Origin of the sequence: Sorangium sp. So ce726 (genome assembly GCF_051521405.1) — a bacterium.
GTDB lineage: Bacteria > Myxococcota_A > Polyangia > Polyangiales > Polyangiaceae > Sorangium.
In genome coordinates this window covers 5,771,434-5,796,674 of the sequence record NZ_CP150349.1, presented here as the reverse complement: position 1 = coordinate 5,796,674, position 25,241 = coordinate 5,771,434, and the positions used below count along the sequence as shown (strand labels likewise).

The 25,241-nt window shown below is 70.8% G+C and carries 20 protein-coding genes and 1 tRNA gene; 14 read left to right on the top strand and 7 right to left on the bottom strand.

From position 1 onward, the window contains the following. Positions 1 to 177: 177 nt before the first annotated feature. A complete protein-coding gene (amrB, locus tag WME79_RS21660) occupies positions 178 to 1,500 on the top strand; it encodes an AmmeMemoRadiSam system protein B (protein ID WP_437538531.1) in 1,323 nt (440 codons plus the stop codon). A 116-nt stretch (positions 1,501 to 1,616) separates the two neighbouring features. Here amrB and WME79_RS21655 read toward each other — a convergent pair whose 3' ends face one another. Beyond that, a complete protein-coding gene (locus WME79_RS21655) occupies positions 1,617 to 2,846 on the bottom strand; it encodes an FHA domain-containing protein (RefSeq protein ID WP_437539895.1) in 1,230 nt (409 codons plus the stop codon). A 412-nt stretch (positions 2,847 to 3,258) separates the two neighbouring features. Between WME79_RS21655 and WME79_RS21650 the strand changes: the two genes are divergently transcribed. Both WME79_RS21650 and WME79_RS21645 read left to right on the top strand, forming a co-directional pair. Beyond that, positions 3,259 to 3,333, top strand: a tRNA-Gly gene (locus WME79_RS21650). A 191-nt stretch (positions 3,334 to 3,524) separates the two neighbouring features. Beyond that, a complete protein-coding gene (locus WME79_RS21645) occupies positions 3,525 to 4,688 on the top strand; it encodes an AAA family ATPase (RefSeq protein WP_012236471.1) in 1,164 nt (387 codons plus the stop codon). Here WME79_RS21645 and WME79_RS21640 read toward each other — a convergent pair. The 3 genes from WME79_RS21640 to WME79_RS21630 all read right to left on the bottom strand — a co-directional run bounded on the left by WME79_RS21640 (position 4,600) and on the right by WME79_RS21630 (position 7,679). Then, positions 4,600 to 5,805: a pseudouridine synthase gene (locus WME79_RS21640; protein WP_437538530.1), complete on the bottom strand. Its 1,206-nt coding sequence runs from the start codon at positions 5,803 to 5,805 to the stop codon at positions 4,600 to 4,602. The two genes, WME79_RS21645 and WME79_RS21640, sit on opposite strands and share 89 nt — an antisense overlap. A gap of 226 nt (positions 5,806 to 6,031) precedes the next feature. Then, positions 6,032 to 6,811 (bottom strand): hypothetical protein, encoded by a 780-nt coding sequence (locus WME79_RS21635; RefSeq protein ID WP_437538529.1) that lies wholly within the window; start codon positions 6,809 to 6,811, stop codon positions 6,032 to 6,034. A gap of 1 nt (position 6,812) precedes the next feature. Further along, positions 6,813 to 7,679 carry a hypothetical protein gene (locus tag WME79_RS21630; protein WP_437538528.1) on the bottom strand — a complete coding sequence of 289 codons (867 nt, stop codon included), beginning with the start codon at positions 7,677 to 7,679 and terminating at the stop codon, positions 6,813 to 6,815. 278 nt (positions 7,680 to 7,957) lie between these two features. Here WME79_RS21630 and WME79_RS21625 point away from each other — a divergent pair, with 278 nt between their 5' ends. From WME79_RS21625 to WME79_RS21575, 11 genes are all read left to right on the top strand, one after another. Beyond that, entirely contained in the window at positions 7,958 to 8,167 is a 210-nt protein-coding gene (locus WME79_RS21625) for a ribbon-helix-helix domain-containing protein (RefSeq protein ID WP_437538527.1), read from the top strand. A gap of 264 nt (positions 8,168 to 8,431) precedes the next feature. Next, complete coding sequence (gene lepA, locus WME79_RS21620) at positions 8,432 to 10,234, top strand: translation elongation factor 4 (RefSeq protein WP_437538526.1); 1,803 nt, start codon at positions 8,432 to 8,434, stop codon at positions 10,232 to 10,234. A 93-nt stretch (positions 10,235 to 10,327) separates the two neighbouring features. Further along, positions 10,328 to 10,969, top strand: a complete 642-nt coding sequence (locus WME79_RS21615; protein WP_437538525.1) for a hypothetical protein — start codon at positions 10,328 to 10,330, stop codon at positions 10,967 to 10,969. 23 nt (positions 10,970 to 10,992) lie between these two features. Beyond that, the gene (locus WME79_RS21610; protein WP_437538524.1) at positions 10,993 to 12,435 is read left to right on the top strand and encodes a M16 family metallopeptidase; all 1,443 of its coding nucleotides are present in this window, start codon (positions 10,993 to 10,995) and stop codon (positions 12,433 to 12,435) included. Next, positions 12,432 to 13,796, top strand: a complete 1,365-nt coding sequence (locus WME79_RS21605) for a M16 family metallopeptidase (protein ID WP_437538523.1) — start codon at positions 12,432 to 12,434, stop codon at positions 13,794 to 13,796. Before WME79_RS21610 ends, WME79_RS21605 begins: the two co-directional genes overlap by 4 nt. Before the next feature lie 334 nt (positions 13,797 to 14,130). Then, entirely contained in the window at positions 14,131 to 15,126 is a 996-nt protein-coding gene (locus tag WME79_RS21600) for a collagen-like protein (RefSeq protein WP_437538522.1), read from the top strand. A gap of 65 nt (positions 15,127 to 15,191) precedes the next feature. After that, positions 15,192 to 15,713: a hypothetical protein gene (locus tag WME79_RS21595; RefSeq protein ID WP_437538521.1), complete on the top strand. Its 522-nt coding sequence runs from the start codon at positions 15,192 to 15,194 to the stop codon at positions 15,711 to 15,713. A 100-nt stretch (positions 15,714 to 15,813) separates the two neighbouring features. Beyond that, the gene (locus WME79_RS21590) at positions 15,814 to 17,199 is read left to right on the top strand and encodes a tetratricopeptide repeat protein (protein ID WP_437538520.1); all 1,386 of its coding nucleotides are present in this window, start codon (positions 15,814 to 15,816) and stop codon (positions 17,197 to 17,199) included. A gap of 174 nt (positions 17,200 to 17,373) precedes the next feature. After that, entirely contained in the window at positions 17,374 to 18,939 is a 1,566-nt protein-coding gene (locus WME79_RS21585; RefSeq protein ID WP_437538519.1) for a protein kinase domain-containing protein, read from the top strand. 63 nt (positions 18,940 to 19,002) lie between these two features. Then, the gene (locus WME79_RS21580) at positions 19,003 to 19,965 is read left to right on the top strand and encodes a hypothetical protein (protein ID WP_437538518.1); all 963 of its coding nucleotides are present in this window, start codon (positions 19,003 to 19,005) and stop codon (positions 19,963 to 19,965) included. Next, positions 19,965 to 21,170, top strand: coding sequence for a lipoprotein receptor (locus WME79_RS21575; protein ID WP_437538517.1), 1,206 nt, complete (start codon positions 19,965 to 19,967; stop codon positions 21,168 to 21,170). The genes WME79_RS21580 and WME79_RS21575 overlap by 1 nt, the downstream gene beginning before the upstream one ends. Positions 21,171 to 21,234: 64 nt before the next feature. Here the strand turns inward: WME79_RS21575 and asnB are convergent, their stop codons facing one another. Genes asnB through WME79_RS21560 form a run of 3 tightly spaced genes read right to left on the bottom strand, consistent with a single transcriptional unit; the run spans position 21,235 to position 25,118 of the window. Beyond that, positions 21,235 to 23,247 carry an asparagine synthase (glutamine-hydrolyzing) gene (gene asnB, locus WME79_RS21570; protein ID WP_437538516.1) on the bottom strand — a complete coding sequence of 671 codons (2,013 nt, stop codon included), beginning with the start codon at positions 23,245 to 23,247 and terminating at the stop codon, positions 21,235 to 21,237. Position 23,248: 1 nt separating this feature from the next. Continuing rightward, positions 23,249 to 24,838 carry a class I adenylate-forming enzyme family protein gene (locus WME79_RS21565; protein WP_437538515.1) on the bottom strand — a complete coding sequence of 530 codons (1,590 nt, stop codon included), beginning with the start codon at positions 24,836 to 24,838 and terminating at the stop codon, positions 23,249 to 23,251. Positions 24,839 to 24,857: 19 nt separating this feature from the next. Next, on the bottom strand, positions 24,858 to 25,118 hold the full coding sequence (locus WME79_RS21560) for an acyl carrier protein (RefSeq protein ID WP_437330509.1): 261 nt from the start codon (positions 25,116 to 25,118) through the stop codon (positions 24,858 to 24,860). Positions 25,119 to 25,241: the final 123 nt, after the last annotated feature.

Below are 25,241 nucleotides of genomic sequence, written 5' to 3'. Positions count from 1 at the left end.
TGCAAGGGGAGGGGTGCGGAGCAGGGCGGAGCTCCAAGGAGCGACCCTAGTGCCATGCGGCGCCTCTGCGAAGCAGCAATCCGCGATCCTGGCGGGGGCTCTGACGCAGGGCACCAGCGCCGTCCGTTGTGGAGCGAGCTGCCGCTGCGACCGCGGGGGCGTCGGCGCCGTTCCCGGATGCGCGAGGTCGCGCGCTGGGCGGCGAGCGCGCACGCGCTATCCTCGCGCTGGATGCCGGTGCTGCGCCCGAAGCTTCGAGCTCTTGAGATCGTCGTCATCCAGGATGAGCGCCATGGCCGCGCGTTGATGCTGCGCGACACCGAGGGCATCGCGCCGTCTCCGGTGGTCGTTCCTGCCGCGAGCGCTGCCGTGCTCGCGCGCTTCGACGGGAGGCGATCGATCGACGAGATCGCGCGTGACGTCGCCCGGTCGACGGGCCAGCACGTGGACGTCGCCCACGTGTCGCAGCTGGCCGACGAGCTGGAACGCGCATGGATGCTCGACAGCCCGCGATTCCACGCGCGCCGGCGGAGCGTCGTGCAATCGTTCGACGCAGCGCCGATCCGGATGGCCGCGCACGCGGGCGGCGCGTACCACGGCGATCGGCGGAAGCTCGCCGACTTCATCGAGCGAAAGTGCCTCCAGGTCGCGCGGCCACAGGGCGGAGCGACGCGCGCTGTAGCGTCGCAAAGCGCGCCGACGCGCATGGTCGGGCTCTGCGCGCCGCACATGGATCTCTGGCGCGCCGCGGCGGGCTACGGGCATGCCTATGCTGCGCTGGAGCAGGCGCTGGCGGGTCCAGAGCTCGAGCAGGTCGACACGTTCGTTCTGCTCGGGACGTCCCACGCCGCCATGCGCCGTCCGTACGCCGTCTGCGAGAAGACGTTCGCGACGCCGCTCGGTCCTCTCGAGCCAGATCGAGAGATGATCGCGGAGCTCGCGGCGGCGAGCCGCTTCGACGTGCGCGAGGACCAGTACCTGCACAAGAACGAGCACTCGATCGAGTTTCAGGCCGTGTTTGTGCGTCATCTCCTTGGCGGACGCCCGGCCTCGATCGTACCCATCCTCTGCGGCCTCTCGGAGTGTCAGGCGCGGCGTCGCGACCCCGCGGAAGACGATGGCGCCGAGTCGTTCCTGAGGGCGCTCCGCGACGCCCTGGCGAAGCGCCCCGGTCGCGTCCTCGTCATCGCAGGAGCGGACCTCGCCCACGTCGGCCCGCGCTTCGGTGATCCCGCGCCCCTCGACGAGCGGCAGCGGACGGCGTTGCGCGACCGCGACCTCGCCTCGATCGAGCGCGCGACGTCGATCGATGCGCCGGGCTTCTTCGTCGACGTCGCTCGGGACCTCGCCAGCCGTCGCGTCTGCGGCCTCGGCCCTATCTACACGTTGCTCCGCGCGCTCCCGCCGTCGTCGCGAGGCGAGATGCTGCACTACGAGCAGTGCGTCGACCCCGAGGAGGGATCGATCGTCAGCCATACGTCTCTCGGATTTTACGGTTGAAGATCCGCGCCTGGGCGTCCGCCCGGCGCGCGCCGGCGCTTCGTCACGAAGCGCGCCGAGAGCCCCCCTCGGCGCTGACGCGACGCGAGGCTCCCAGGCGTGTGACGGGCGTCAGCTCAGCCGCGCGGGACTCTGCGGCGCGCGATGTCGAGGCCGAGCCGATCGGCCTCGCGGTAGATCGCCTGTCGCGACATGCCCAGGGCACGCGCAGCCGACGCCACGGAGCCGTTGGCCCGGGCGAGGGCGTCCTCGAGACGAGCGCGCGCGAGCGAAGGATCCGTCGCGGGCGGGAGGTTCGGCTTGATGCGCGGGCCGCGCGCGAGCGAGCCCGCGATCGGCGTGACGGAGAGCGGACCGTCCGGCGAAGCCTGGGCTGCGGTCACGATGGCGGACTCGAGCTGCGGCACGCCGCCCGGCCAGCCGGCGCGGACGAGCGCCTCCAGGAGCTGCGGGGTGAAGCGATCGAGGTTGATCGCGTTGCGCTCCGCGATGTCGCGCACGATGAGCGGCACGTCCTCGCGCCGCATCTCGAGCGTCGGGATCGTGAGCCGCTTGCCCGAGAAGAGCGAAGCGAACCACGGCGCCACGCGCCCGTCGCCGGCGGCCCGGTCGAGCGGCTGTCCGGTCGTCGCGATGATGCTGACGCCGTTCGCGCGACCGACCGAGTGCGCGATCTCCAGCTGCTGCGGGCGCGGCAGGCGATCGGCGTCGAGGACGAGCCATGTCATCGGTCGCGCGCCCGGCGGAATGGCCGGCTTCGTCTCTGCGCTCCCGTCGACGACCAGCGTCTCACCCAGGCCCTCGCGCACCGCTGCGGCGAGGCGAGCCAGCGTCCGCTTCCCGACCCCGGGCGCGCCCTCGATGCAGACGCTCGAGCCCGACTGCACGAGCTTCATCACCGGGTCGATCCAGTCCTTGCGCTGCTTCGATCCGAACACCAGCGGCCCGAGCCGAGACGGCGCGCCGTCGTACAGCGCGAGGTGCCGCTCGACGAAGACCGCGAGCTGATGCCCGAGGCGGACCACGTCGCCGTGCATCACGCCGATGCGCCGGGCGCGGACGCCGTTCACCCACGTGCCGTCGTGGGTATCCATGTCCTCGATGTAGCAACCGTCGGAGCGGACGCTGATTTTCGCGTGCTCCGGCGCGATCCCGTGGCCCTCAATGCGCCCGTCGCGCGCGGCGCTGCCGATCACGGCGCCGTCCATGAGGCTCACGATCCGCGGCGGAGCGTCGAGCCCGATCAGGACGAGCCCCCACCCGCCGTCGTCATCCTGTCGCTTGGCGTGGACTCCGGACCGGTACTCTTTCTGAAGGACCGGCGCCGTTGTCTCCGCAACGTCCACTCGCAAAGCAGTCTGTTCGTTCATGCTCCCCCCAAGTCCAAAGGACCTGCCTGGTCGACCCAGGCCAACCAAGAGCGCGCCGAGTGGCGGGCACCCTTATGATGTAAGAGCCCCCCACACGGTGCCGCTGTCGCGAACGCGAAGGCTTTTGTGAGCGGCACCGTGCGCGGTGCTGCTTGGCGAGCCCCCTCGCTCGCAATGGCCACACAATACTCGACCAGAGCGGCCGTGCAACCTGCCGGCGACGGAAGTTTTAAGGTTTTGTTCTTGAGAGCTTGACTCTCACCACGCCGATTGGTACTCATCCGCCACGCATCGACGGAGCGAACCTCCGGTGATGACCTGGCGAGAATCAGGATTTTTCTGACAAACGCCTTCAGCTTTGGTTTTCTGAATTAAGTGATTGACATCTGCGGGAGTAACTCAGTGGTAGAGTGCAACCTTGCCAAGGTTGACGTCGCGGGTTCAAATCCCGTCTCCCGCTCCACGACATAGGCTCTGCGACAGCGAGCAGACCCTGCGAGGCCGGTGTGACCCACCGGCCTCTGTGTTTTGTTCAACGTTTTTGTTCAACCGCTCGGCGCGCTGGCGTCGTGGGAACGCACGGCGTGGGAACGCACGGGGCGATGCGCCGATCGGTGCGCCAGGCGGCGGGCCTGTGATACGAGGATTCGTCTCATGTCCGCTCCGCTCCACGAGCGCCTGCGCCTGCTTGCCCATAGCCTCGAGCGGCAGTTCCTAGGCAAGGACGAGATCATCCGCCTGCTCATGATCGCGGTCGTCGCGGGCGAGCACTGCGTGCTCCTCGGCCCGCCGGGGACCGCGAAGAGCGCGCTCATCCGCACGCTCGCTGAGCTGATGCAGGCCCGGTACTTCGAGTACCTGCTCACGCGCTTCACCGAGCCGAACGAGATCTTCGGCCCGGTCGACATCGGTGCTTTTCGCGAGGGCGTCTACCGCCGGAACACCTCGGGAATGCTCCCCGAGGCGGAGATCGTCTTCCTCGACGAGGTCTTCAAGTCGAACAGCGCCATCCTGAACGCGCTGCTCACGCTGCTGAACGAGCGCAAGTTTGCGAGCGGCGGTCAGGTGCTCCGCTGCCCGCTCATCAGCGTCTTCGCGGCCTCGAACGAGGTGCCCGGCGACGAGACGCTGACCGCGATCTTCGACCGCTTCCTCCTGCGGGTGCAGTCCGACAACCTCGACGCCTACCACTTCAGCGAGCTGCTCCAGCGCGGCATCCAGCAGGAGATCCGGCACATGGCCGGCGAGCCGCTTCGCCCGCTCGTCGCGGCGCGCGAGCTCGCCGAGCTCGGCCGAGGGTTCGGCGCGCGGATGAACTTCGGTGATGCGTTCCTATCTGCCTACAAGGGGCTGGTGTTCCAGATCCGCGCTGAAGGGATATCGCTCTCGGATCGCCGTGTCGTGAAGATGCTCAAGCTCTTCGCGGCGAGCGCTTACCTCGATGGCCGCCAGACGACCGACGCGAGCGACTTCTTCGTGCTCAAGCACATCTGGAACAACCAGGATCAGGCGGCGATCCTCGAGGGCATCGTGCAGCCGGTGCTCGAGGCCTTCTTTCGCGAGCACCCGGATCGTCGCCGCGTCGGCGCGCTCGGCGTCGGCGTGGAGGCGCTCGCCGCGGAGATCGATCGGATCCGGCAGATTCTCACGGGCGGCGCCTCGCTCGGCGACGTCCAGCTGTTCAGTCAGCTGAAGGCGCTCGGCGAGATCAAACAGGCGCTCGCCGGCATCAACGACGCTCGCGCCCGCGAGCTCGAGGCGCGCGTGTCTCAGCTGCTCGAGGCTTCGTTTCGGAGCGGACGCTTCGCGCAGATCTAGCGGCGCCCGGTCCGGGCGTCGCCGGCGCGGTGACATCCGTCCTGGAGCGAGCCGTCCGCCCCGCCGGGCTCCGGGCGGGCGTACTCGGGGCGTCGGCGTTGGCTCTGGAGCGAGCGATCCGCCCGCCCGGGCCCTGGCCAGGTGCGCTCGGGGCGTCGGCGTTGGCTCTGGAGCGAGCGATCCGCCCTGCCGGGCCCTGACCAGGTGCGCTCGGGGCGTCGGCGTTGGCTCTGGAGCGAACCCTCGGCTGCGCCGGTCCCCGGCTGCGCGCGGCCGCACCAGCGGCTTCCGGTGCAGGCCGAGATGACGCCTTCGCGCCCGCCCGGGCCGAGCTGGCGGTGCGGCGGTAGTCGACCGGACCCGACGACGCGCCCATGGCCGCGCCGCGGATCCGCTTGGGCACGCCGAACGCCTCGCGGATGTGGAGGAGCTCATCCACCGTCAAGGCGCGCCACTCTCCCGGTCGGAGGCCTTCCGAGCTCACGCCGGCGAACGTCGTCCGGGCCAGGCGCATCACGGGCCAGCCGGTCGCCTCGCCCATGCGCCGGATCTGCTGGTTGCGGCCCTCGCGGAGGGTCACCTCGATCCACGTCTTGTCGCCCTCGTGGCGGAGCAGCCGCGCCTCGGCTGGCAGCGTGACGCCATCCTCGAGGCGGATCCCCTCGCGCCACGGCGTGAGATCGTCCTCGCTCATGACGCCCTGCACCTTCAGCACGTAGGTCTTCGGGACGCCGCCGCGCGGATGGAGCAGCGCGTTGGCGAAGTCGCCATCGTTCGTCATGAGGAGGATGCCGCTCGTCGCGAAGTCGAGCCGACCCACGGGGTAGAGCCGCGCGCCCGTGCCTCGCACGTGGTCGGCGACCGTCGGGCGCCCCTCGGGATCGCGCAACGTCGAGACGACGTTCCGCGGCTTGTGCAGCGCGACATAGACCGGCACCTCGGAGACGAGGCGCTTGCCGTCCACCTCGATGCGGTCCTTCTGCCGGTCGGCCTTCAAGCCGAGCTCGGTCACGACGCGCCCGTTCACGCGCACCCGCCCGGCGAGGATGAGCTCCTCAGATGCGCGACGCGAGGCGACGCCGGCGCGCGCGATGATCTTCTGCAGACGTTCTTCCATGATGTGCTCGGGACCTACGCCGACGCGGTGGTGTCGGCCGACGGCACTGATAAGCACGCCCCTCGCGCCGCGTCGACCGACCTGGGCGGTGCGCGGCTGGGATCCGTGGCCGACGCCGGCGCGCCTGCCCTGGCGAGCGCCGGCGGCGGCAGGAGTACCGGGCGCGCTTGCGCCGTCGGGGAAGGGGGCGAAGTTGACCCCCACCTCGGCTCGAAGGAGGCGCGCTCTATTTCTTCCTGTCTCTGGAGGGCGCCGGGTTCCCGCTCTCGCCCGCGGCCTCGTTCGCCTTGTCTGCGGCCGCCTGATCCTCCGCAGCCTTCTTTGCGGCCGCAGCGGCGGCCTCGTCTTCTTTCTTGCGATCGTCATCCTCGAGGCGGCGCTTCAGCTCGTTGTCGTGATCCCACCGATCGACCCGCTCGTCGGCGTCGATGTCCACGCCCATCCGCTCGAGCCGGCCCATGCGGTAGATCTCCCAGACGTCCGGTTTGCCATCGCGGTTCGTGTCGCGCTTGATGCGCGCGAGCTTGCCGCCGCTGTAGTACTTCCACTCGTCGGGGTTGCCGTCGCGATCGGAGTCGACCTTCACCTCGGCCAGCCTTCCGCCGGCGAACGTGAGCCATGTGTCGATCCGGCCGTCGTAGTTCGAATCGGACTCCTCGTGAAGGCTCTCGCCCTTGTCGTTGTACTTGCGGACGACGTCCTTCACCCCGTCGAAGTTGGTGTCGATCTCGCGGCAGACGAGCGCCCTGTGACGGTCTTCTCCGGTGCCCACGATCTGCCAGACGCGCCTCACGTTGGGCTGGATCGCGCCTGGCCCGGCGGTCTCGCTCGTCTCGCGATCTTGTTTGCCCTTCCAGTCGCACATCGAGCGATCGTCGATGCTGCCGTCGGCGTTGCGAGCCGCCGCGACCTTCGGCGCCTTCGCGCCTTCGAACCCTGGATCCGAGCCGCACGCTGCGCCGAGCAGGCTGAGCGTGGCCAGCGCGATGAGCGCTTGTCTCCTCATGTCACGGTCCCTTCCTGGCGGCCGGCTGGCCGGGCGCGGAGCTCGCGGGCGCGGCGCTCGCCGCCGTGGCCGCGCCTGCGGCGGGGGCCGATGTGGGCGCTGCGGTCGCTGATGCAGCCGCGCCCGCGGCGGGGGTCGCTGTGGGCGCGGCGCCCGGCGCCCCGGCGGCCGCGGGCTGGCCTGCGCCTGCCCCTCCCTCCGGGGGCGCGGCGCCGCCCGGCGGGGGCACGGGCGCTTTCGGCGCGCCGTACGACTCGGCGCACAGATCCACCACGCTTCCGGGATCGGCCTTGCCGTCGGCGTTCTGATCGCTCGCCACGACCGCGCACTTCGCGTCGTTCGGGTTGTTGAACTGCCACCACTGATCGACGATCCCATCGCCGTCAGAGTCGCGTTCACGGCGCGCGAGGCGTGGACCCTCGTAGTAGTCCCAGGTGTCGAGCTTGTCGTCGAAGTTGGTCTCGCGCTCCTTCAGCACGACGGCGCCGCGCTCGTAGTGAGCGATCTCGTCGGCCCGCCCGTCGCGGTCGAAGTCCGATTCGCGCCGCCGTTCCACCCCCTGGCCGTCGTAGTAGATGAAGGCGTCGATCGCGCCGTCCAGGTTTAGGTCGACGACCCGACAGACCTCCCGGCCGTCGTGCTTCACGTGGATGATGTCGGGTATCCGGTCGCCGTTCACATCGACCTTCTCCGCAGCGGCGGAGTCCTTGTCGCAGGGCTCGTGGACGACCGCCGTTTCCCGTTCGCTGGTGGAGCCCTTCGCGCTCGAGGGTTCCGGCGTCGAGGACGCGCAGGAGGCGACGGAAATGGTGATCAAGGCCACGAGCGAGCACCTGGACGACGGCCAGGTGAGCGGGAATCGCGTCATCAAGAGATTCCTCCGGCCAGCCCGGAACGCTCGGGACAAGCTCGACGCGCCGGGCGAGCCGTCCCGACGCGGACCAGCTTCAAGCCGCAGTCTAGACCGCGGTCCGCGCGCACATCAAGAAGCCCACGGGGCGCGACCCGCGGCCCAGCCCGGCCGATCCCCGAACCCCGGCGAGCTCGGGGGCGCCATTCCGATTGACATCATACGTACCGGCATCTAGGGTAACGTCTTGTCAGTCGTACCCTTCGAGACTGGCGGGTTACCCTCCCGGGCGTGACATGTCGCGGAAGAAAGTCTCGACGACCATCTACATCACGCCCGAGCAGGCCGAGCGGCTGAAGATCCTGCACGAACGCACCAAGGTCCCGATCGCCGTCTACATCCGCGAAGGGATAGATATGGTCCTCAAGCACTACGAGCACGTGCTGCCAGGGCAAATGTCCCTGGAGAGCTCGCCGGTCGCCGCGCCGCCGATCCCGAAGAAATGACCGGCGCCGGGGGCCGCAAGGCTCTGGGCCTGGGAGGCCGGACGCCCGGGCGCCGGTCGCTCGGGGTGGATAGCTTCGCGGCGCGGGTCGCGCTAGGAGCAGGCACGCCGCGGTCCACCATTTCCCTCGGCGCTCGTAGAGCCGCGCGCCGCGGCTCGCTCCCCGGAGGGGCACGGACGTTTCCGTCCGCTCCCTCGCACCTCGGTCGAGGCCGCGCGCTGCGGCCGCTAACGCTGGTCAGGTCGCCGCGCCCTGAAGCTCGCTATGCCCGTTGATTCCAAGCTCATCCGCAACTTCTCGATCATCGCCCACATCGACCACGGCAAGTCCACGCTCGCCGACCGCATCCTCGACGTGACCGGGGCGCTCACCGCCCGCGAGCAGAAGGAGCAGTTCCTCGACAAGATGGACATCGAGCGCGAGCGGGGGATCACGATCAAGGCCCAGACCGTTCGCCTGGATTACACCGCGAAGGACGGGCAGACGTACCGGCTGCACCTCATCGATACGCCCGGGCACGTCGACTTCAACTACGAGGTCTCGCGCAGCCTCCAGGCGTGCGAGGGCGCGCTGCTCGTCGTCGATGCCACCCAGGGCGTCGAGGCGCAGACCCTCGCGAACGTCTTCCTCGCCCTGGACAACAACCTCGCGATCATCCCGGTCCTCAACAAGATCGACCTCCCCTCGGCCGACGTCGAGCGGACGACGCGCGAGATCGAGGACGTCATCGGCCTCGATTGCTCCGGCGCCATCCCCGCCAGCGCCAAGACGGGGATCGGCATCGCGGAGATCCTCGAGGCGGTGGTCGCGCGCATCCCGGCGCCGAAGGGCGACCTGAACGCGGCGCCCCGCGCCCTCATCTTCGACAGTTGGTACGACAGCTACCGCGGCGCGGTCGTCATGGTCCGCGTCGTCGACGGCGTCATCAGGAAGGGCCAGAAGGTCCGCTTCATGGCGACCGGCCGCGACTATGAGGTGACGGAGATGGGCGTGTTCACGCCCCACGCCACCGCCATCACCGAGCTCGGGCCAGGGGAGGTCGGCTTCCTCGTCGGCAACATCAAGAGCGTCGTCGACACGAAGATCGGCGACACGGTGACCGACGCCGTCCACCCCGCGACGACGCCGCTGCCCGGCTTCAAGGAGGTCAAGCCGATGGTCTTCGCCGGGATCTTCCCGACGGACTCGGCCCAGTACGAGGACCTCCGCGACGCGCTGTCGAAGCTCCACATGAACGACGCGGCGTTCGTCTTCGAGCCCGACACCTCCGAGGCGCTCGGGTTCGGCTTCCGGTGCGGCTTCCTCGGCCTGCTCCACATGGAGATCATCCAGGAGCGGCTGGAGCGCGAGTACAACCTCGACCTCATCACGACCGCGCCGAGCGTCGTCTACCACTGCTACCTGAACGACGGCTCGATGAAGTCGATCGAGAACCCCGCGAAGCTCCCGCCTCCGAACCTCACCGATCGCATCGAGGAGCCGATCTTCCGGATGACCGTCCACGTGCCCTCGACGTACGTCGGCGCGGTCCTCGCCCTGTGCCAGGAGCGGCGCGGGGAGCAGAAGTCGATCCAGTACGCCTCGTCCGACCGCGTGATCATCACCTACGACATGCCCCTCAGCGAGGTGCTCTTCGACTTCCACGACAAGCTGAAGAGCGTGTCGCGTGGCTACGCGTCGATGGATTACGAGCTCGTCGGGTACCGCGCCGACGAGCTCATCAAGCTGGACATGCTGGTGAACGGCGATCCGCTCGACGCCCTCAGCGTCATCGTGCACCGCGACAAGGCGTACGCCCGGGGCCGGGACCTCGCGGTGAAGCTCAAGGACATCGTGCCGCGCCAGCAGTACGAGGTCGCGATCCAGGCGGCGATCGGGTCGAAGGTCATCGCGCGGACGACCGTGAAGGCGATGCGCAAGGACGTGACCGCCAAGTGCTATGGCGGCGACATCAGCCGCAAGCGCAAGCTCCTCGAGAAGCAGAAGGAGGGCAAGAAGCGGATGAAGATGGTCGGGAGCGTCGAGATCCCGCAGGAGGCGTTCCTCGCCATCCTGAAGATCGACTGACGCGCGGGGGCGCTGGTCGCCGCGCGCCGTCTGCGCGCGCCGCGCGGCCACGCGAGCGTGGCGGCGCGCGGCGCGCGCTCGTATAAGCCGCCCATGCAGCCCGCCCCCGTCCGGCCGCGCGAGCTCCGCGCGGCGCTCCCTGCCTTCGCCCTCGGCCTCGCCGTCCTCGCGTGCGACGATCCGCGCGCCCCGGCGCCTCCAGCGTCCACCTCTGCCGCCACGCCGCCGGGCGCGGACAGCGCCGCGCCGGCCCCGAGCGCCGCGGCGACCCCCGCGGCCACGGAGGCCGCGAAGCGAGATATGCCGCCGCGGCCGATCCCGATCGGGTCGAGCGGGCCGATCCAGCCGAGCGCGCCGGCGGAGCAGCAGATGATGGCGATCCAGTACACGCTCGCCATGGTGTCGCCGGGGTCGACCGACCCGCTCGTCGACAAGGCCTACCTCGAGGGCATCCTGCCGAAGCTCGCCGTGGCGGTGCGCACGGCCGACAAGGGCAAGACCCCGCCGAACCCCGTCAAGGCGACCAAGGGGAACAGGAAAATCGAGGTCGACATGGGCAAGGGGTGCACCGAGCGCACCCCGTCCAACCTGCTCGCGCAGCGGGCAGGCTCCTCTCTGAAGGACGCGTACGACGCGGGGATCCTCGTCGTCTCCTGCCACGACGACCGATGGGAGTGCCACCAGTCGACGCGGGATCCGAGCGACGTCCTGTGCCACGCAGCGCCGCGGCGCTGAGCGTGGTATGGGCTGCGCCTGCCATGCAGGAGACGCTTGCCTACTCGGTCCCCGGCGCCAACGCGCCCCCTCGAATGGGTCCGCTCGCCGAGATGCTCGTCGAGCTGAACCGCGAACGCCCGCCGCTCGCCCGGCTGCGCCACGACGCCACCGTCGCGTTCGGTCCGACGATGCGCGTCGAGCGCTTCGCCCTCGGGAACGGGCTCAAGGTGCTCGTGCTCGTCGATCCCTCGGCGCCCGTGGTCTGCCTGCAGACCTGGTTTGGCGTCGGCTCGCGCCATGAGCGCGTGGGCAAGACCGGCATCGCCCACCTCTTCGAGCACCTCATGTTCGGCGAGACGGAGAGCGTCGCCCACGGCGCGTTCGACCGGATGCTCGAGGAGGCCGGCGCCGAGACGAACGCGGCGACGTTCCTCGACTGGACCTACTACCACACGAACCTGCCGAAGGACGCGCTCGAGCTCACCCTCCGCCTCGAGGCGGAGCGCATGGCGCGGCTCGTCCTCCGCGATCCGCAGGTGTCGAGCGAGAAGGAGGTCGTCGCCAACGAGCGGAGGCAGCGGGTCGACGACGACGTCGACGGGGCGGTGAGCGAGCTGCTCTACAAGGAGGCGTTCATCAAGCACGCCTACGGGTGGCCGACCATCGGCTGGATGGAGGACATCAAGGGCTTCACGACCGAGGACTGCGTCGAGTTCTACCGGACGTACTACGCCCCCAACAACGCGGCGCTGGTCATCGTCGGCGACGTCGCGCTCGATGAGGCGCTGCGCGGGGTGCAGGACCACTACGGCGCGCAGGAGCCGTCGAAGATCCCGGTCGAAGAGGTGTGCCCCGAGCCGCCGCAGATCGCGGAGCGCCGCGCCGAGGTGGTGAAGCCGACCGCCACGCACAAGGTCGCGATCGGCTATCGCGCGCCGGCGCTCGGGGATTTCGACCACGCGCCCCTCGCCCTGCTGAACGAGATCCTCTTCTCCGGGCGGTCGTCGCGCGTGCACCGGGCGCTCGTTCAGGAGCAGGAGATCGCGAGCGAGGTCCGGGGCTGGGTCGGCTCGTTCCGCGATCCTGCGCTCTATGACATCTACCTCTCGGCCCGCGGCGAGCACACCGGCGAGGCGCTGCTCGCGGCCCTCGAGCCGCTCCTGGAGGCGGTGTGCCGCGCCCCCGTTACCGAGGCGGAGCTCGATCGCGCGAAGGCGCGCATCGAGCTCTCGGTCCTGCAAGGGCTCGAGACCGTCGCCGGCAAGGCAGAGCAGATCGGCTTCTATGAGACGGTGCTCGGCGATCCTGCGGCGCTGTTCGAGCGGCTCGGCGCCTACCGGCGGGCGACCGTCGGGGATCTGCTGCGCGTGGCGCGGCGTTACCTGGTGAGCTCGGCGCGGACGGTGATCCACGTCATCCCGGACGGGACGAGCGACGAGGACGAAGAGGACGGGACGGACGCCGAGAGCGAGGAGGCATCGTGAGCCAGAGCGTGAAGAGCGGCCTCGCCTGGGGCGCCGAGGGGCAGGGCAGGGGAGCGACGGGCGGTCGCGTGGCGCCCCGCGACGGCGCGGTGCTCGTGGAGACGAGCCACGCGCTCCCCATCGTCAGCATCGTGGTCGCGTTCCCCTCCGGCTCGGCGCACGATCCGGCCGGGCGCGAGGGGCTCGCGCGCATCACGGCGCGCATGCTCCGCCGCGGCGCGGAGGGCTACAGCGCGAACGAGATCGAGGAGACGATCGACGCGCTCGGCGGGGAGTTCGGCACCGACGTGGCGGCGAGCGCGACGACGGTGCATTTCGAGGTCATCAAGCGCTCGCTCGATCGGTTCGTCGAGCTCGGGGCCACGCTCCTCGCCCGCCCGACGTTCTCGCCGCCGGAGCTCGCGCGGCTCCTGCGCGAGGCCGAGGCCGAGCTCATCGAGGCGCGCGACAGCGATCGCTCGCTCTGCAGCCGCGCCTTCCGGCGGACCCTGTTCGCCGGGCACCCCTACGGCCGCCGCATCGCGGGTACCATCCCGACGCTGCGGGAGATCACGCGCGACGACGTCGCCGCGTTCTATGCGCGGCACTACACCCGGCGCAACGCGATCGTCGCCATCTCGGGCGACATCGAGCCCGGTGAGGCGCACGGGGTCGCGGAGCGCCTCCTGTCCGGCCTGCCCGAGGGCGAGGCGATCCCCGATCCGGTGACGGATCCCGGGGCGAGGCCGGGGCGTTGCCTCGTGTTCGTCGACAAACCCGAGCGGACGCAGACGCAGATGGTCATCGGCGGGCTCGGCACCGACGCTCACGACCCCGATCACATGGCGCTCCTGGTCGCGAACACCGCCTTCGGAGGCACCTTCTCGTCGCGGCTGATGCAGGAGGTGCGCGCGAAGCGTGGCTGGTCCTACGGCGCCTCGTCGCGCGCGGGCTTCGATCGGCACCGCGACGCGTTCACGATGTGGACCGCGCCCGCGGCGCAGGACGCCGCCGCCTGTCTCTCCCTGCAGCTCGGGCTGCTCGAGGCGCTGCGGCGCGAGGGGATCACCCAGGACGAGCTCACGTTCGTGAAGCGCTACCTCGTCCGCTCGCACGCGTTCGAGATCGACACCGCGAGGAAGCGCGTGCACCAGAAGCTCGACGAGATCCTGTACGACCTGCCGGAGGGGTACCACGAGACCTACCTGAAGCGGATCGAGGACGTCACGCTCGAGGAGGCGAACGCCGCCGTGCGGCGCCGGATCTCCGAGGACGATCTCGTGATCGGCGTCGTCGGTACGCACGAGGCGATCGGCGAGGCGATCGCCGCGGCCGTACCGAAGCTGGCCGAGGTGAAGGTCGAGCCGTACGATCTCGAGTAGCCGGCGCCGCGCCGAGGGCGATCACGTCGCGGCGCGCCGGCCGCGAAACCCGGGCGCGCGCCGTCTCGGGCGGCCTCGCCCCGCGGCGGCGAGGCCTCGGCGCTGGCGACGCTGACGGCCTGTCCGAGCGGCGTCGGATGACCGGGAGCGCGATCGGAACCGCCTATCGGCCGCTGGCATCCAAGGCGCTGCTCCTTCGCGAGATCGTGGCAGGGCTCGCGGCCCGCTCCAGGATCATCGGCGCCTCCGGCAGCGATCGCTCAGCGCGCGCCGCGCGATCCCTGCCACAGCGCACCTTGCGCCGGCTCGCGAGAGCGAACGAGGGGAGCTCGCGATGAAGGCACGAACGATCTACGCGCCGGTCCTTGCGGCGGTGACCGCGCTGTCCGGGCCCGCTGCCGCGGCGGTCCCCGTCACGATCACCCACCAGGGGCGCCTCTTCGATTCGGTGGGCCAGCCCATCGACGACACGCTCGACGTGGTGTTCGCGTTCTACGACGCGCCCGACGCGCCCGTGGCCGTCTGGAGCGAGCTCCACACCATCACGTTCGACCAAGGTTATTTCTCGGTCGACCTCGGCGAGCTCGCGCCCGTCGACAAGCCGGTCTTCGACGGCGCGGCGCGCTACCTGGGGATCACCGTGGGGGACGACCCCGAGATGGTGCCGCGCGCCAAGATCGCGAGCGTTCCGTATGCGCTCCAGGCCAGCAACGTCGCGGGGGACATCACGCCGAACTCGATCTCCATCGGCGGTCGCCTCGTCATCGACAGCAGCGGCGCGTGGGTCGGCGATCCGATCGGCCTGCAAGGCGCGCCAGGGCTGGCGGGCCCGCCCGGCGCGGCCGGCCCGGCCGGTCCGAGCGGTCCAGCTGGGCCGCCTGGCGCTGCTGGGCCCCCGGGTGCGCCGGGGGCGGAGGGGCCACAGGGACCCCCGGGCGTCATCTTGAGCACCTACGTTTCCGGCGCCGGCGCTGCCCCTCAGAAATCGCTGCAGTTCCTGGCTGCGCCCGCGACCGTGAGCGTGACCGCCTCGGGGCAGCGCGTCGTCGTCGTCTCCAACAAGGCGCTCGGCGCCGCGTCGACCCCCGCGGACCAGCTCCACCTCTGGATCTGCTCTCAGCAGCTCTCGCCTCTCGGGGAGCTCAGCCCAGAAGGGACGGGCGTCTATGCGGTCCAGGTCCCGGCGCACACCCGCATCGCCATGGGGCTGAGCGCAGTGCTGTCGCCGTCCCCAGGCCAGTACAACGTCGGCCTCTGCGGGAAGTCCGATAGCCCCTTCTGGACCAACAACGACTATTCGTACACCTCCGCTGTCGTCTCGATGCAGTAAGGTCGAGCTGGGCAGCCAACCTCGCGCGCCGCGAGGCGCGCGGCGCGTGCCCTCCGATCGCCACCATGCAGAAGGAGCTGATGACCCCCGCGGCGATCCTGCTCGGCAGCCTCTTCATCGCGGCAGGGCTCTACCTCGGGCTGCAGCGTCCGCCGCCACCTGCGCTTCCGTCGGCCAGCGTGGAGGCCTCGACAGCACGCGCGGGCGCGCTGCCTGCGCCCGCGGACGCGCCCGCCCCTTCGTTACCTGTGGCTCACCCCGCGTCGGCAGAGGCCTCGCCTCTGACGAGCGAGCTCTACAAGCGTGTCGAGGGGGAGGCCGCCAAGGAGCTCGAAGCGCGCCGGTCGCTCTTCGTGAAGCAGTGCTGGGAGCCTTCGCTCAGGAAGAACCCGGCTCCAGCGCGCGCCAGGTACATCTTCAACATGACCTTCGATGCGTCCGGGAACGAGATCGCCCGTGGCATCAGCGAAGTGCGCGGGATGGATCGTCCCGACGCGGCGCAATGCCTCCGGATGATGCCGCTCGGGCTCGCCGTGCCGCCGCCCGGAACGCGCGTCTCGGTCGAGATCGAGATGACCCTGCCGTGAGCGCGCCGTGGCTGTGAGCGCGCCCTCGACGCGGAGGCCGCGCTGCAACGATGCCTCTCCGCCGTTTGGTCCGCGATGGGCGGTGGGCTAAGGTCACGCCGTGCCTTGGCTTGCTGAGCTCGCCCTGCACCTCTGCCGCGCGCTGCACCTTGTGGTCCTGGCGATCGCGCCCACGTGGCTCTCGCCTGAGCCGCTCCCGGCTGACGCGCTCGCCCTCTCGGGATTGCTCGCGGCGGCCGCGCTCGCCGCGGCGCTTGGCCTGTCGGCGTGGTTCGCCGCGCGGCTCGATACACGGCTCGCCAGGAACGGCGCGGCGCTGCTGTGGATCGCGCTCGCCGCGGCGCTCGCGGCCACGCTCTACTTCCGCGGGCCCCGGGCGCCGCTCGCGCAGGGGGTCGTGTTCATCGCATTGCCCCTCTGGGCGGCGCTCGCGACGCTCGCCGCGGCCGCCGCGGAGCGCTGGCTCGGATCGAGCTTCAAGCACCGGCGCATGGGGGCCGCGATCGTCGTGATCGGCCTCGGCGTCGTCCAGCTGAACGGGGCGGCGCCCCTGCTCGGGTCGCGCGAGCGGATGTGGTGGGCGGCGCTGCGCCGCGACGGCGCACACCTGCGCGCGATCGACGAGCTCACGAGGCCGATCCGCGAGCGGCGCAAGCTCGACGAGCTCGACGGCGTCGCGGCGCGCTGCCTGAGGATGCACCCCGCCGCCGCCGCGCCCACCGAGCCGGCCACGTGCGCCTGCCTCGCGCTGCGCGCCGAGGCGAGGCTGCACGCCCGCAACGCTGGCGCCGCCCTCCGCGACGCGGAGTCCGCGCGCGAGCGGTGCCCGGAACAGAGCAGCACGCGCGCGGTCCTGGCCGAGGCGCTCGCCGTCGCCGGCCGCCCCGAGCGCGCCGAGGCCGAGGCGCGGGCCGCGCTGCTGGAGGAGGGCGGCGACCCGTCGCGGCTCCGCTATGCGCTCGCGCTCGCGCTCGAGCGCGCGGGTCGCCTGGCCGAGGCCAGGGCCGAGGCCGATCGTGCGATCGACGCCGGCGCCGGCCGGAAGGCGCAGCTCCTCGCGGGAGCGCTCGCGATCCTGGCCGGGGATCTCGACGGGGCGAAGGCGCGCCTCACGCCGCTCGCCGAGCAGGATCCCTCGGACGCCGAGGCGCTCTACAACCTCGCGCTCATCGCCGACAAGCGCGGCGACTACAACGGCGCACGTCAAGGCTACCTCGCCGCCCTGAAGGCCGAGCCCAGGAGCGCCGATGCGCGCTACAACCTTGCGCTCCTGACGTTCCGCGCGGGCATCGTCGAGGAGTCGCGCCACCACGTCCGCAAGTTCCTCGATTCGTTCCCGGACGATCCGCGAGGCAGCCAGCTCGCGCAGACGACGGGCACGCCGCTCGGCAAGACGGACAAGGCCGACGGCAGCGCGCTTCCGGGCCGGCCCGGCGCGCGGCGGTCTCTGCAGGAGCCCGCCGCCGCGAGCTCGGGCTCTCGCTAGCTTCCGCCGCGAAGCGTCGTAAACGTCGCAAACGGTGCAAGCGGCACAAATGCAGGGAGGGGGATGGCGGGGCTTCTGCGCCATTTCGCGCTGTCGGCCCCAGTTCACTTTTGCATGGCGCGAACGTGACCCTGGATGACGACCTGTGTTATTCCAAAAGGTCTGGGAGGCTGCGTGACACCCGCCGCGGGGAACACCGTTGCCGATCGCTTTCGCCTGGTGCGTCCGCTCAGGCAAGGTGGGATGGGCTCGGTGTGGCTCGCCCAGCACCTCGGCCTCGACATCCCGTGCGCGATCAAGTTCATGAACGCGCAGGGCGTCTCCAAGGAGGTGCGGCACCGGTTCGAGCGCGAGGCGAAGGTCGCCGCGCAGATCCGCAGCCCGCACGTCGTGCAGATCCTCGACCACGGCGTCTGGCAGGGGACGCCGTACATCGCGATGGAGTACCTCGAGGGGGAGGACCTCGACACCCGCATCCAGCGCGTGGGGCGGCTCGACCCGCACGACACGATGGCGATCACGGCGCAGGTGGCGCGCGCCCTCACGAAGGCTCACGCGAGCGGCCTGGTCCATCGCGATCTCAAGCCGGCCAACATCTTCCTCGTCCTGGATGACGACAGGGAGATCGCCAAGGTGCTCGATTTCGGCATCGCGAAGGACAGCACGCCGCAGGTCACCTCCACCACGAAGACCGGCTCGCTGCTCGGGACGCCCGCGTACATGAGCCCGGAGCAGGCGCAGGGCACCAAGAGCATCGATCACCGCTCGGATCTCTGGTCGCTCGCCGTCGTCGTGTTCGAGTGCCTCACCGGCAAGCTCCCGTTCAACAGCGAGGCGTTCGGCGATCTGCTCCTCAAGATCATGGTCAAGCCGCTGCCCGTGCCGTCGCAGCTCGCGCCCGTGCCGCCCGGCTTCGACGCCTGGTGGGCCCGCGCGGCGTCGCGCGAGCCGGAGGCGCGGTTCCAGAGCGCGAAGGAGTTCTGCGACGCGCTCGCGCTCGCGCTCGACCTCGCGAGCGAGAGCTTCGAGCCCAGGACGAGCATGGTCGGCCCGTTCCGCGTGTCCGGCGAGCGCATCTCGGTGGAGCTCGGGTTCGCGCCACGCTCGAGGGGGGGCGCGGCGCTCCCCGACGCGGGGCCCGACAGCGCGGCTCCTTCGTTCGGGGACGCGGTCACGCTGATCGCCTCGGCGGACGCCGAGGCTCCGCGGACCTCGGCCGGGCCCGCCGCGACGGTGGCCTCGCCAGGAGCAGCGGAGGCCGCGTCCGCGATGGCCGGCCGCCAGATGCGGTCGCACACCGCCAGCGCGCTGGTCTCGGTGGTGTCTTCCCCGGTGCGGCGGCCTGTCGTCGGACGCGCGCTCGCCGCCGCGGCGGCCGGCGCGGTCTTGCTCGTGGCTGTCGCGTTCTTCGCCCTGCGCGGCGGGAGCCCTGACGCGACGGGGCAGCCGCTCGCGCAGCCGGCTCCCACGGCTTCGGTGGCCGAGGCGCCGCAGGGGCCCGACGTCGTGGCGCCGGCCACCGCCTCCGCGCAGGCGCCGGTGCCGCCCCCCTCTGTGGCCCCGGCGGCTGCGGCCTCGGCGACGGTGTCCGCGGCGTCTGCGCCGGCGTCGTCGGCCTCGGCGACGCCGGCGGGCGGCCCGCGTGTGCCATCGGCTCAGCCCGCTCAGGCGAAGCCGCGCTCCCCCGCGCCGGCGGGGAGCGTCCGCCGCAAGCCGAAGCCGACGGACTTCGGCATCTGACGTTCACCTGCAGCACTTCGCACGGACCTCCTTCGTATGGCTCGTCGACTAGGGATCGCTTCCTTGCTGCTCGCCCTGACCTGCACGCCCGCCGCGCTGGCGCAGGTCTCGGACGCCGATCGCGCGACCGCGCGCTCGCTCGCCGTGGAGGGGCAGGAGGCCCTCGAACGAAAGGACTTCGCGGCCGCGCTCGATCGGTTCAGCCGCGCTGACGCCATCATCCACGCGCCGACCCTGCTGCTCGGCGTTGCCCGCGCCCAGGTGGGCGCGGGCCAGTGGATCGCGGCCCAGGAGTCGTACAGCCGCATCCTCCGCGAGGGGGTGCCGGAGAAGTCACCCGAGCAGTTCTTCGAGGCGATCGCGGCCGCTCAACGTGAGCTCGACGCGCTCGCGCCCCGGATCCCGCAGGTGCTCATCTCGGTGAGCGGGCCGGACACCACCGCGGTCACGATCGACGACGCGCCGGTGCCGCGCGCCGCGCTCGGGGTCCGGAGGCCGGTCGATCCTGGCGACCACGTCGTCCGGGCGTCGGCCGCGGGGTTCGCTCCGATCGAGGTGAAGGTGACGCTCGCCGAGGGCGCCAGCGAGACCGTCGCGCTCCAGCTCAAGCCGGTGGCGCCGCCGCCTCCGGTCAAGCCGCGTCCATCGGTGGCGCCGCGGCCAGACCAGGGCGCTGCTGCTTCCGGTTCCGGCGGCAGCAGCCGCACGGTGCTGGCGATCGCCGCGCTCGGGCTTGGCGGCGCCGGGCTCGCGGCCGGCGCCGTCGGCGGCGTGCTCGCGCTCGGCAAGCACGGCAACCTCTCGGAGCGCTGCCCTGCCGGCCGGTGCGACCCGTCGCTCAAGGGCGATATCGACAGCTACCACGCGATGGGCACCCTCTCGACGATCGGGTTCGCGATCGGCGCGGTGGGCGTCGGCGCGGGGACGTTCCTGCTGCTCACAGCGCCGAGATCGCCGCAGCGCGCCGGGATATCGATCACGCCCGTGATCGGGCTCGGCTCCGCGGGGGCGAAGGGGAGTTTCTGATGCGCCAGGCGTTCGGAATCGGCTCGATGCTCTGCATTGCCATCATGACCGCCGCGGCATGCACCAGCGTGCTCGGGGACTTCACGGTGAGCGAAACCGGCGCGAGCTCAGCCGGTGGATCCGATGCGTGCGCGACCGGCACGGCGGACTGCGACGGCAACCCCGAGGACTGCGAGGTGAACCTGCTCGACGACCCCCAGAACTGCGGCGCATGCGGCGCGGTGTGCCTGGATGGCGGGACGTGCAGCGCGATCGGCTGCAGCGGGGCCACGGAGATCGCGCGCGGGTTCCCGACCATCGAGGCTCCGAACGCGAACCTTCTCGTCGTCTACCAGGGCGAGGTTTACTGGACGGCAGGCGAAGGCACGGATGGCAGCGTGCAAAAGGTGTCGGTCCTCGGCGGGGCGGTCACGACGCTCGCCGTCGGCCAGAACGCTCCGTACGGGATCGCCGTCAATCAGCACGGCGCCTTCTGGTCCAACCTCAATGACAAGGACATCTTGACGGTGGACCGCAACGGAGCCCGCACGCCAGAGGTGCTCTTCAATTCGGACTTCGCGACCCTCGGCGTGGCTGCGGACAACGACGCGGTGTTCTGGGCACAGCGCGCGGCCGGCATCGGTACGCCGGGCGAGGGGAGCCTCATCGGCCAGATCACGATGCCCGACGCGCGGGTCGACGACGAGTTTCACGAGGACAACAACGTGTCGCCGCACCTCATCGCGATCGACCAGGAGCATGTGTACTGGGTCGATCGGAGCCTGCGCGGCTCGGTGAACCGGACGCACCGCGCGACCGGCGATACGCAGCGATTGGCCCAGGAGCAGCCGTTTCCGTACGCCATCGCCGTGGACGACGACCACGTCTACTGGACCAACAGCCCGCGCGGGGATCACGCCAGCGAGCTGTCTGCCGTGATGAGGGCGCCGAAGAACGGCTCCGAGGACGCGGCGGCTGTCTGGACGGCCATCGAGGATGATGACGTGGCGCATGCGTCCCCCGACTGCATCGCCGTGGATGGGCTGGATGAGTTCGTCTACTGGACCGATCAGGGGTCGCCCCGCGTGATGCGGAAGCGCAAGGACGGTATGGATAGGGCGCGGCCGCTGTACGAGGGTGGCACCCCGCGCGGCATCGCGGTCGCCGGCGGGTTCGTGTACTGGGCGGACGAGAGCAGCGGCACGATACGCAAGCTCCCTCGCTGAGGGGCGGCGCCCATGCGCCCCGCGGCGTCACGCCGCCGCTCAGCGCGGGGCCGAGCGCGCCCGCTCAGCCTGCGGCGTCGCGCACCCGATCGACGTCGACGCCCAGCCGGCCCGACGTGTCGTCGGCGGCCGAGACCACGCGCGCACCCTGGATGATGTCGCGCGCCATGAGCTGCGTGGAGAGGATCGCGCAGAACGCCATGTCGTCGGTGTTGCTCATCGACTTGCCGCCGGTCTTGCGGCACTTCGCGACGAGCGCCGCGACGGGCTGCGCCTGCCAGATGCCGGCGTCCTTGATGGCGTCCGGCGACAGGCACGCCTCGACATAGTCCGGCGTCCCGCTCCCGAAGAAAGGCTGCACCACGGGAGCGCGGTACGGCTGCTTCTTCCGCTCGAGGACGCCGGGCGGCAGGAGATCGCCCATCGCGCGCTTCAGCACGTGCTTCTCGTCGAGGGTGCGGAGCTTGAGCGCGTCCGGCAGCGCGTCCGCCACGTCCATCACGTTGGGATCGAGGAACGGGAAGCGCCCCTCGACCGAGTTCGCCATCATCATGCGCTCGCCCTGGGAGGAGAGCAGGTAGCCGGAGAGCAGCGTCGTGATCTCCAGGTACTGCGCGCGCGCGAGCGGCGTCCATCGCGTGAAGTCGCGCGGCAGCTGCTCCCTCAGGCGATCGGCCGCGGCGGTGTCGCCGATGCCCTCGCGCATCGCGGGATCGAGCATCAGCTTGATGCGGCTCGTGGCGTCCCAGCGCGGGCGGTGGGAGTAGAACGGGTCGTCCGTCTGCGCGAGGTTCCGCCCGAAGAAGGCCTTGGCCATCTCGACCTGCGCGACCGGCGACCGCTGCAGGTAGGGGTAGAGCCGGAGGAGGAGCTGCGGCCTGAGCTTGCTGTCCGGGTGGCGCGCCCAGAAGCGGCGTACCCGGTCCTCGCGGAAGATGTCGTAGCCAGCGAAGAACTCGTCGGCGCCCTCGCCCGTCAGCACCACGCGGTAGCCGCTCTGCCGGACGAGGCGCGCCAGGATGAACAGCGGCGCCGGGGCGGTGCGCAGCAGCGGGGCCTCGGCGTGGTAGACGACCTCCGGGAAGACGCCGGCGATGTCGGCGTCGCCGCACTGGATCGACGCGTGCGACGTGCCGAGGTGCGCGACGGCGGCGCGCTGGTACTCGGCCTCGTCGAACTCGCGCTCGGCGAACTCGACCGAGAACGTGCGCAGCGGCACCTCGCGGTTCGAGGCGATGAGCGCCGCGACGATCGTGGAGTCGAGTCCGCCGCTCAGGTAGCTGCCGACGGGGACGTCGGCGCGCAGGCGGATCGTCGAGCCGCCGCGGACCGCCTCGCGCACGCTGGACACGAGCCCCGCCTCGTCGCCGCCGGGCGCGCGCCCGGCGGGGAACTCGGGGCGGAAACGGATCGAGACGCGCGGCGCCACGTCGCGATCGAGGTCGAGCGTCGCCACCGCGCCCGGCGGGATCTGCTGGATGCCTTCGTACGGCGTGAGCGGGGCGATCGGCGCCCAGAACGTCAGCGCCTCGTCGAGGCCCTCGCGGGAGATCGCGCGGGGGATGGTGGGGTCCTGGAAGAGCGACTTCACCTCGCTGGCGAACCGGAGGACGCCGCGGTGGACTGTCCAGAAGAGCGGGTTGATGCCGACGCGGTCACGCGAGAAGAACGCGCGCCTCCGCTGGACGTCCCAGATGACGAACGCCCACTGACCGTTCAGCCGATCGACCATGGCCTCGCCGTACTCGGCGTAGGCGTGGATCAGCGCCTCGGTGTCGCTCTTGGTCCGGAAGTGGTGGCCCTTCGCCGTGAGCTCCTCGCGGAGCTCGATGTAGTTGAAGATCTCGCCGTTGAAGCAGACCCAGAGCGTCTCCTCGGCGTTGGCCATCGGCTGCCAGCCGCCGTCGAGGTCGATGATCGACAGGCGCGAGTGGGCCAGCGCGACGTGGCGATCGCGGTAGATGCCGAAGCCGTCAGGGCCGCGGTGGCGGAGCGCCCGCGCCATCTTGAGGGCCAGCTCGCGGTCGGGGTTCGGCGCGTCGGTGCGTAGGTTGATGAGGCCGGCGATACCGCACATATCAGATGAGCTCGCTCTTCTTGACTTTGCCGCTCGCCGTCTTGGGGAGCGAATCCATGAACTCGACGAACTTGGGCACGGCGACCTCGTCGAGCTCGGACCGCACCTTCTTGCGGACGTCGTCGGCGGTCACCGCTGCGTCGGGGGCCTTCACCACGGCGGCCTTCACCGCGACCCCGAGCACCTGATCGGGCACGCCGACCACCGCCGCCTCGACGACGCCCGGGACCTTGCAGATCACCGACTCGACCTCGAGGGGACTCACCTTCTCGCCGCGGGTCTTGATGATGTCGTCCTTGCGCGCGACGAAGTAGAGGTACCGGTCCTCGTCCATCTTGAAGAGGTCGCCGGTGTGCAGCACGACCTCGCCCGGGAGCGGCCCCGGCCGGAGCGCGCGGGCGGTCGCGTCGGGGTTCCTCCAGTAGCCGCGCATCACGTTTGGCCCGCGAACGACGAGCTCGCCCACCTCGCCCGGCTCCGCGTGCGTGCCGTCCTCTCGCTCGATCCAGAGCTCCTCGTTCGGCATCGCGATGCCCACGGAGGACGGCCGCTCGAGCGCCAGGGAGGGCGGCAGGTAGCAGACGCGCGTGCACTCGGTCTGGCCGTACATCGCGAAGAAGGAGACGTTGGGCAGGAGCTCGCGGAGGCGCAGGAGCTGCGGCGCCGGGAGCCCGTACGCGGCGTTCGTCATGTACCGGAGCGCCGAGAGATCGGCCTTCGCGAAGTTCTTGAGCGAGAGCATCGACGCGAAGATCGTCGGCACGCCTGCGAAGCCGGTCGCCCGCTCCTCGGCCATCCGCTGGACGATGGGCCACGGCATGGAGAAGCCCTTCTCGAGCACGACGGTCCCGCCGAACGCGTGGGTCACGAGCAGCTGGAAGAGCCCGTAGGTGTGCGACAGGGGCAGCACGCAGAGGATCACGTCGTCCGCCGTGTGCTCGAGGTACGCGCCGATGGCCGCGGTGCTGTTGCGGAGGTTCTGGTGCGTCAGCATGACCCCCTTCGACTCGCCGGTGCTGCCGCTCGTCCAGCAGAGCGTCGCCAGATCGAGCTCGATCGCGCGGCGCGCAGGGGGCTCGACGGGCGCGCCGGCCAGGGCCTCCTGGAAGTCGCGCCCGTCGGGAGGGGGCCCGGCCGCGGCCGGGGGAGCCGCGCCGCTCAGGAATGTCGCCGCCGGCCTCGCGCCGGGCGGGAGCTCGGCCACGGCGGCGAGGCCCTCGCGCATGCCGCGCGCCGCCACGAACACGCGGGGGCCGGCGAGCTCCATCACCTGGCCGAGGCGCCGCGGTCGCATCGCGGTGCCGAGCAGAGACGGCACCCCGTCGGCCCGGAGCGCGCCGTAATACGCGACGACCGCGTCCACGCCGTTGTCGAGCGCGACCATGACGCGATCGCCGCGCTGCACGCCCGCCTCGCGGAACAGGGCGGCGCAGCGATCGGCGAGCGCGTCGAGCTCCCGGTAGGTGATCCGCCGTCCCTCGCAGACCAGCGCGATGTGGTCGGAGCGCGAGGCGGCGAACGATCGCAGCGCGGAGTCGATGAGGAAGCGATCCGAGCGCGGATCGCGACGAGCGGTGTGCTGCGTGCTCATGCGCCCCCCAGGGTTCGGGCTAGTTGCTGTTCTTCTTCCCGCTCACGTAGGTGACGAGCCTGGCGATCGAGCCGAAATTCTCCGGCACCATCTCCTCGTCGGCGACCTGAATGCCGAGGTCCTGCTCGAGGAACTGAACGATCTCGAGGACGGCCGTCGAGTCCAGGATCCCTTGATCGAGCAAAGCGACCTCGGACCCGAGATCGGCGGTAGCGCCCCGGTATCCGAACGAGGTGACCAGGAAGTTGCGAATCGTCGATTCGATGTTGGAAGTGCTCATGGAGGTAGTCTCCACGTCTATCACCCCCCCGGCTTTCCTGTCGAGAACACTCCGCGGAGCGACGGCCAGCGCGCGGATCGAGGCAGGACGCAAGCTGCGGTTGCGGTTCATCGTTCGCGTGTT

Coding starts and splice junctions, on each gene's coding strand:
- amrB (WP_437538531.1), top strand. CDS start 178: ATGCGCGAGGTCGCGCGCTGGGCGGCGAGCGCGCACGCGCTATCCTCG.
- WME79_RS21645 (WP_012236471.1), top strand. CDS start 3,525: ATGTCCGCTCCGCTCCACGAGCGCCTGCGCCTGCTTGCCCATAGCCTC.
- WME79_RS21640 (WP_437538530.1), bottom strand. CDS start 5,805: ATGGAAGAACGTCTGCAGAAGATCATCGCGCGCGCCGGCGTCGCCTCG.
- WME79_RS21635 (WP_437538529.1), bottom strand. CDS start 6,811: ATGAGGAGACAAGCGCTCATCGCGCTGGCCACGCTCAGCCTGCTCGGC.
- WME79_RS21630 (WP_437538528.1), bottom strand. CDS start 7,679: ATGACGCGATTCCCGCTCACCTGGCCGTCGTCCAGGTGCTCGCTCGTG.
- WME79_RS21625 (WP_437538527.1), top strand. CDS start 7,958: ATGTCGCGGAAGAAAGTCTCGACGACCATCTACATCACGCCCGAGCAG.
- lepA (WP_437538526.1), top strand. CDS start 8,432: ATGCCCGTTGATTCCAAGCTCATCCGCAACTTCTCGATCATCGCCCAC.
- WME79_RS21615 (WP_437538525.1), top strand. CDS start 10,328: ATGCAGCCCGCCCCCGTCCGGCCGCGCGAGCTCCGCGCGGCGCTCCCT.
- WME79_RS21610 (WP_437538524.1), top strand. CDS start 10,993: ATGCAGGAGACGCTTGCCTACTCGGTCCCCGGCGCCAACGCGCCCCCT.
- WME79_RS21600 (WP_437538522.1), top strand. CDS start 14,131: ATGAAGGCACGAACGATCTACGCGCCGGTCCTTGCGGCGGTGACCGCG.
- WME79_RS21595 (WP_437538521.1), top strand. CDS start 15,192: ATGCAGAAGGAGCTGATGACCCCCGCGGCGATCCTGCTCGGCAGCCTC.
- WME79_RS21575 (WP_437538517.1), top strand. CDS start 19,965: ATGCGCCAGGCGTTCGGAATCGGCTCGATGCTCTGCATTGCCATCATG.
- asnB (WP_437538516.1), bottom strand. CDS start 23,247: ATGTGCGGTATCGCCGGCCTCATCAACCTACGCACCGACGCGCCGAAC.
- WME79_RS21565 (WP_437538515.1), bottom strand. CDS start 24,838: ATGAGCACGCAGCACACCGCTCGTCGCGATCCGCGCTCGGATCGCTTC.
- WME79_RS21560 (WP_437330509.1), bottom strand. CDS start 25,118: ATGAGCACTTCCAACATCGAATCGACGATTCGCAACTTCCTGGTCACC.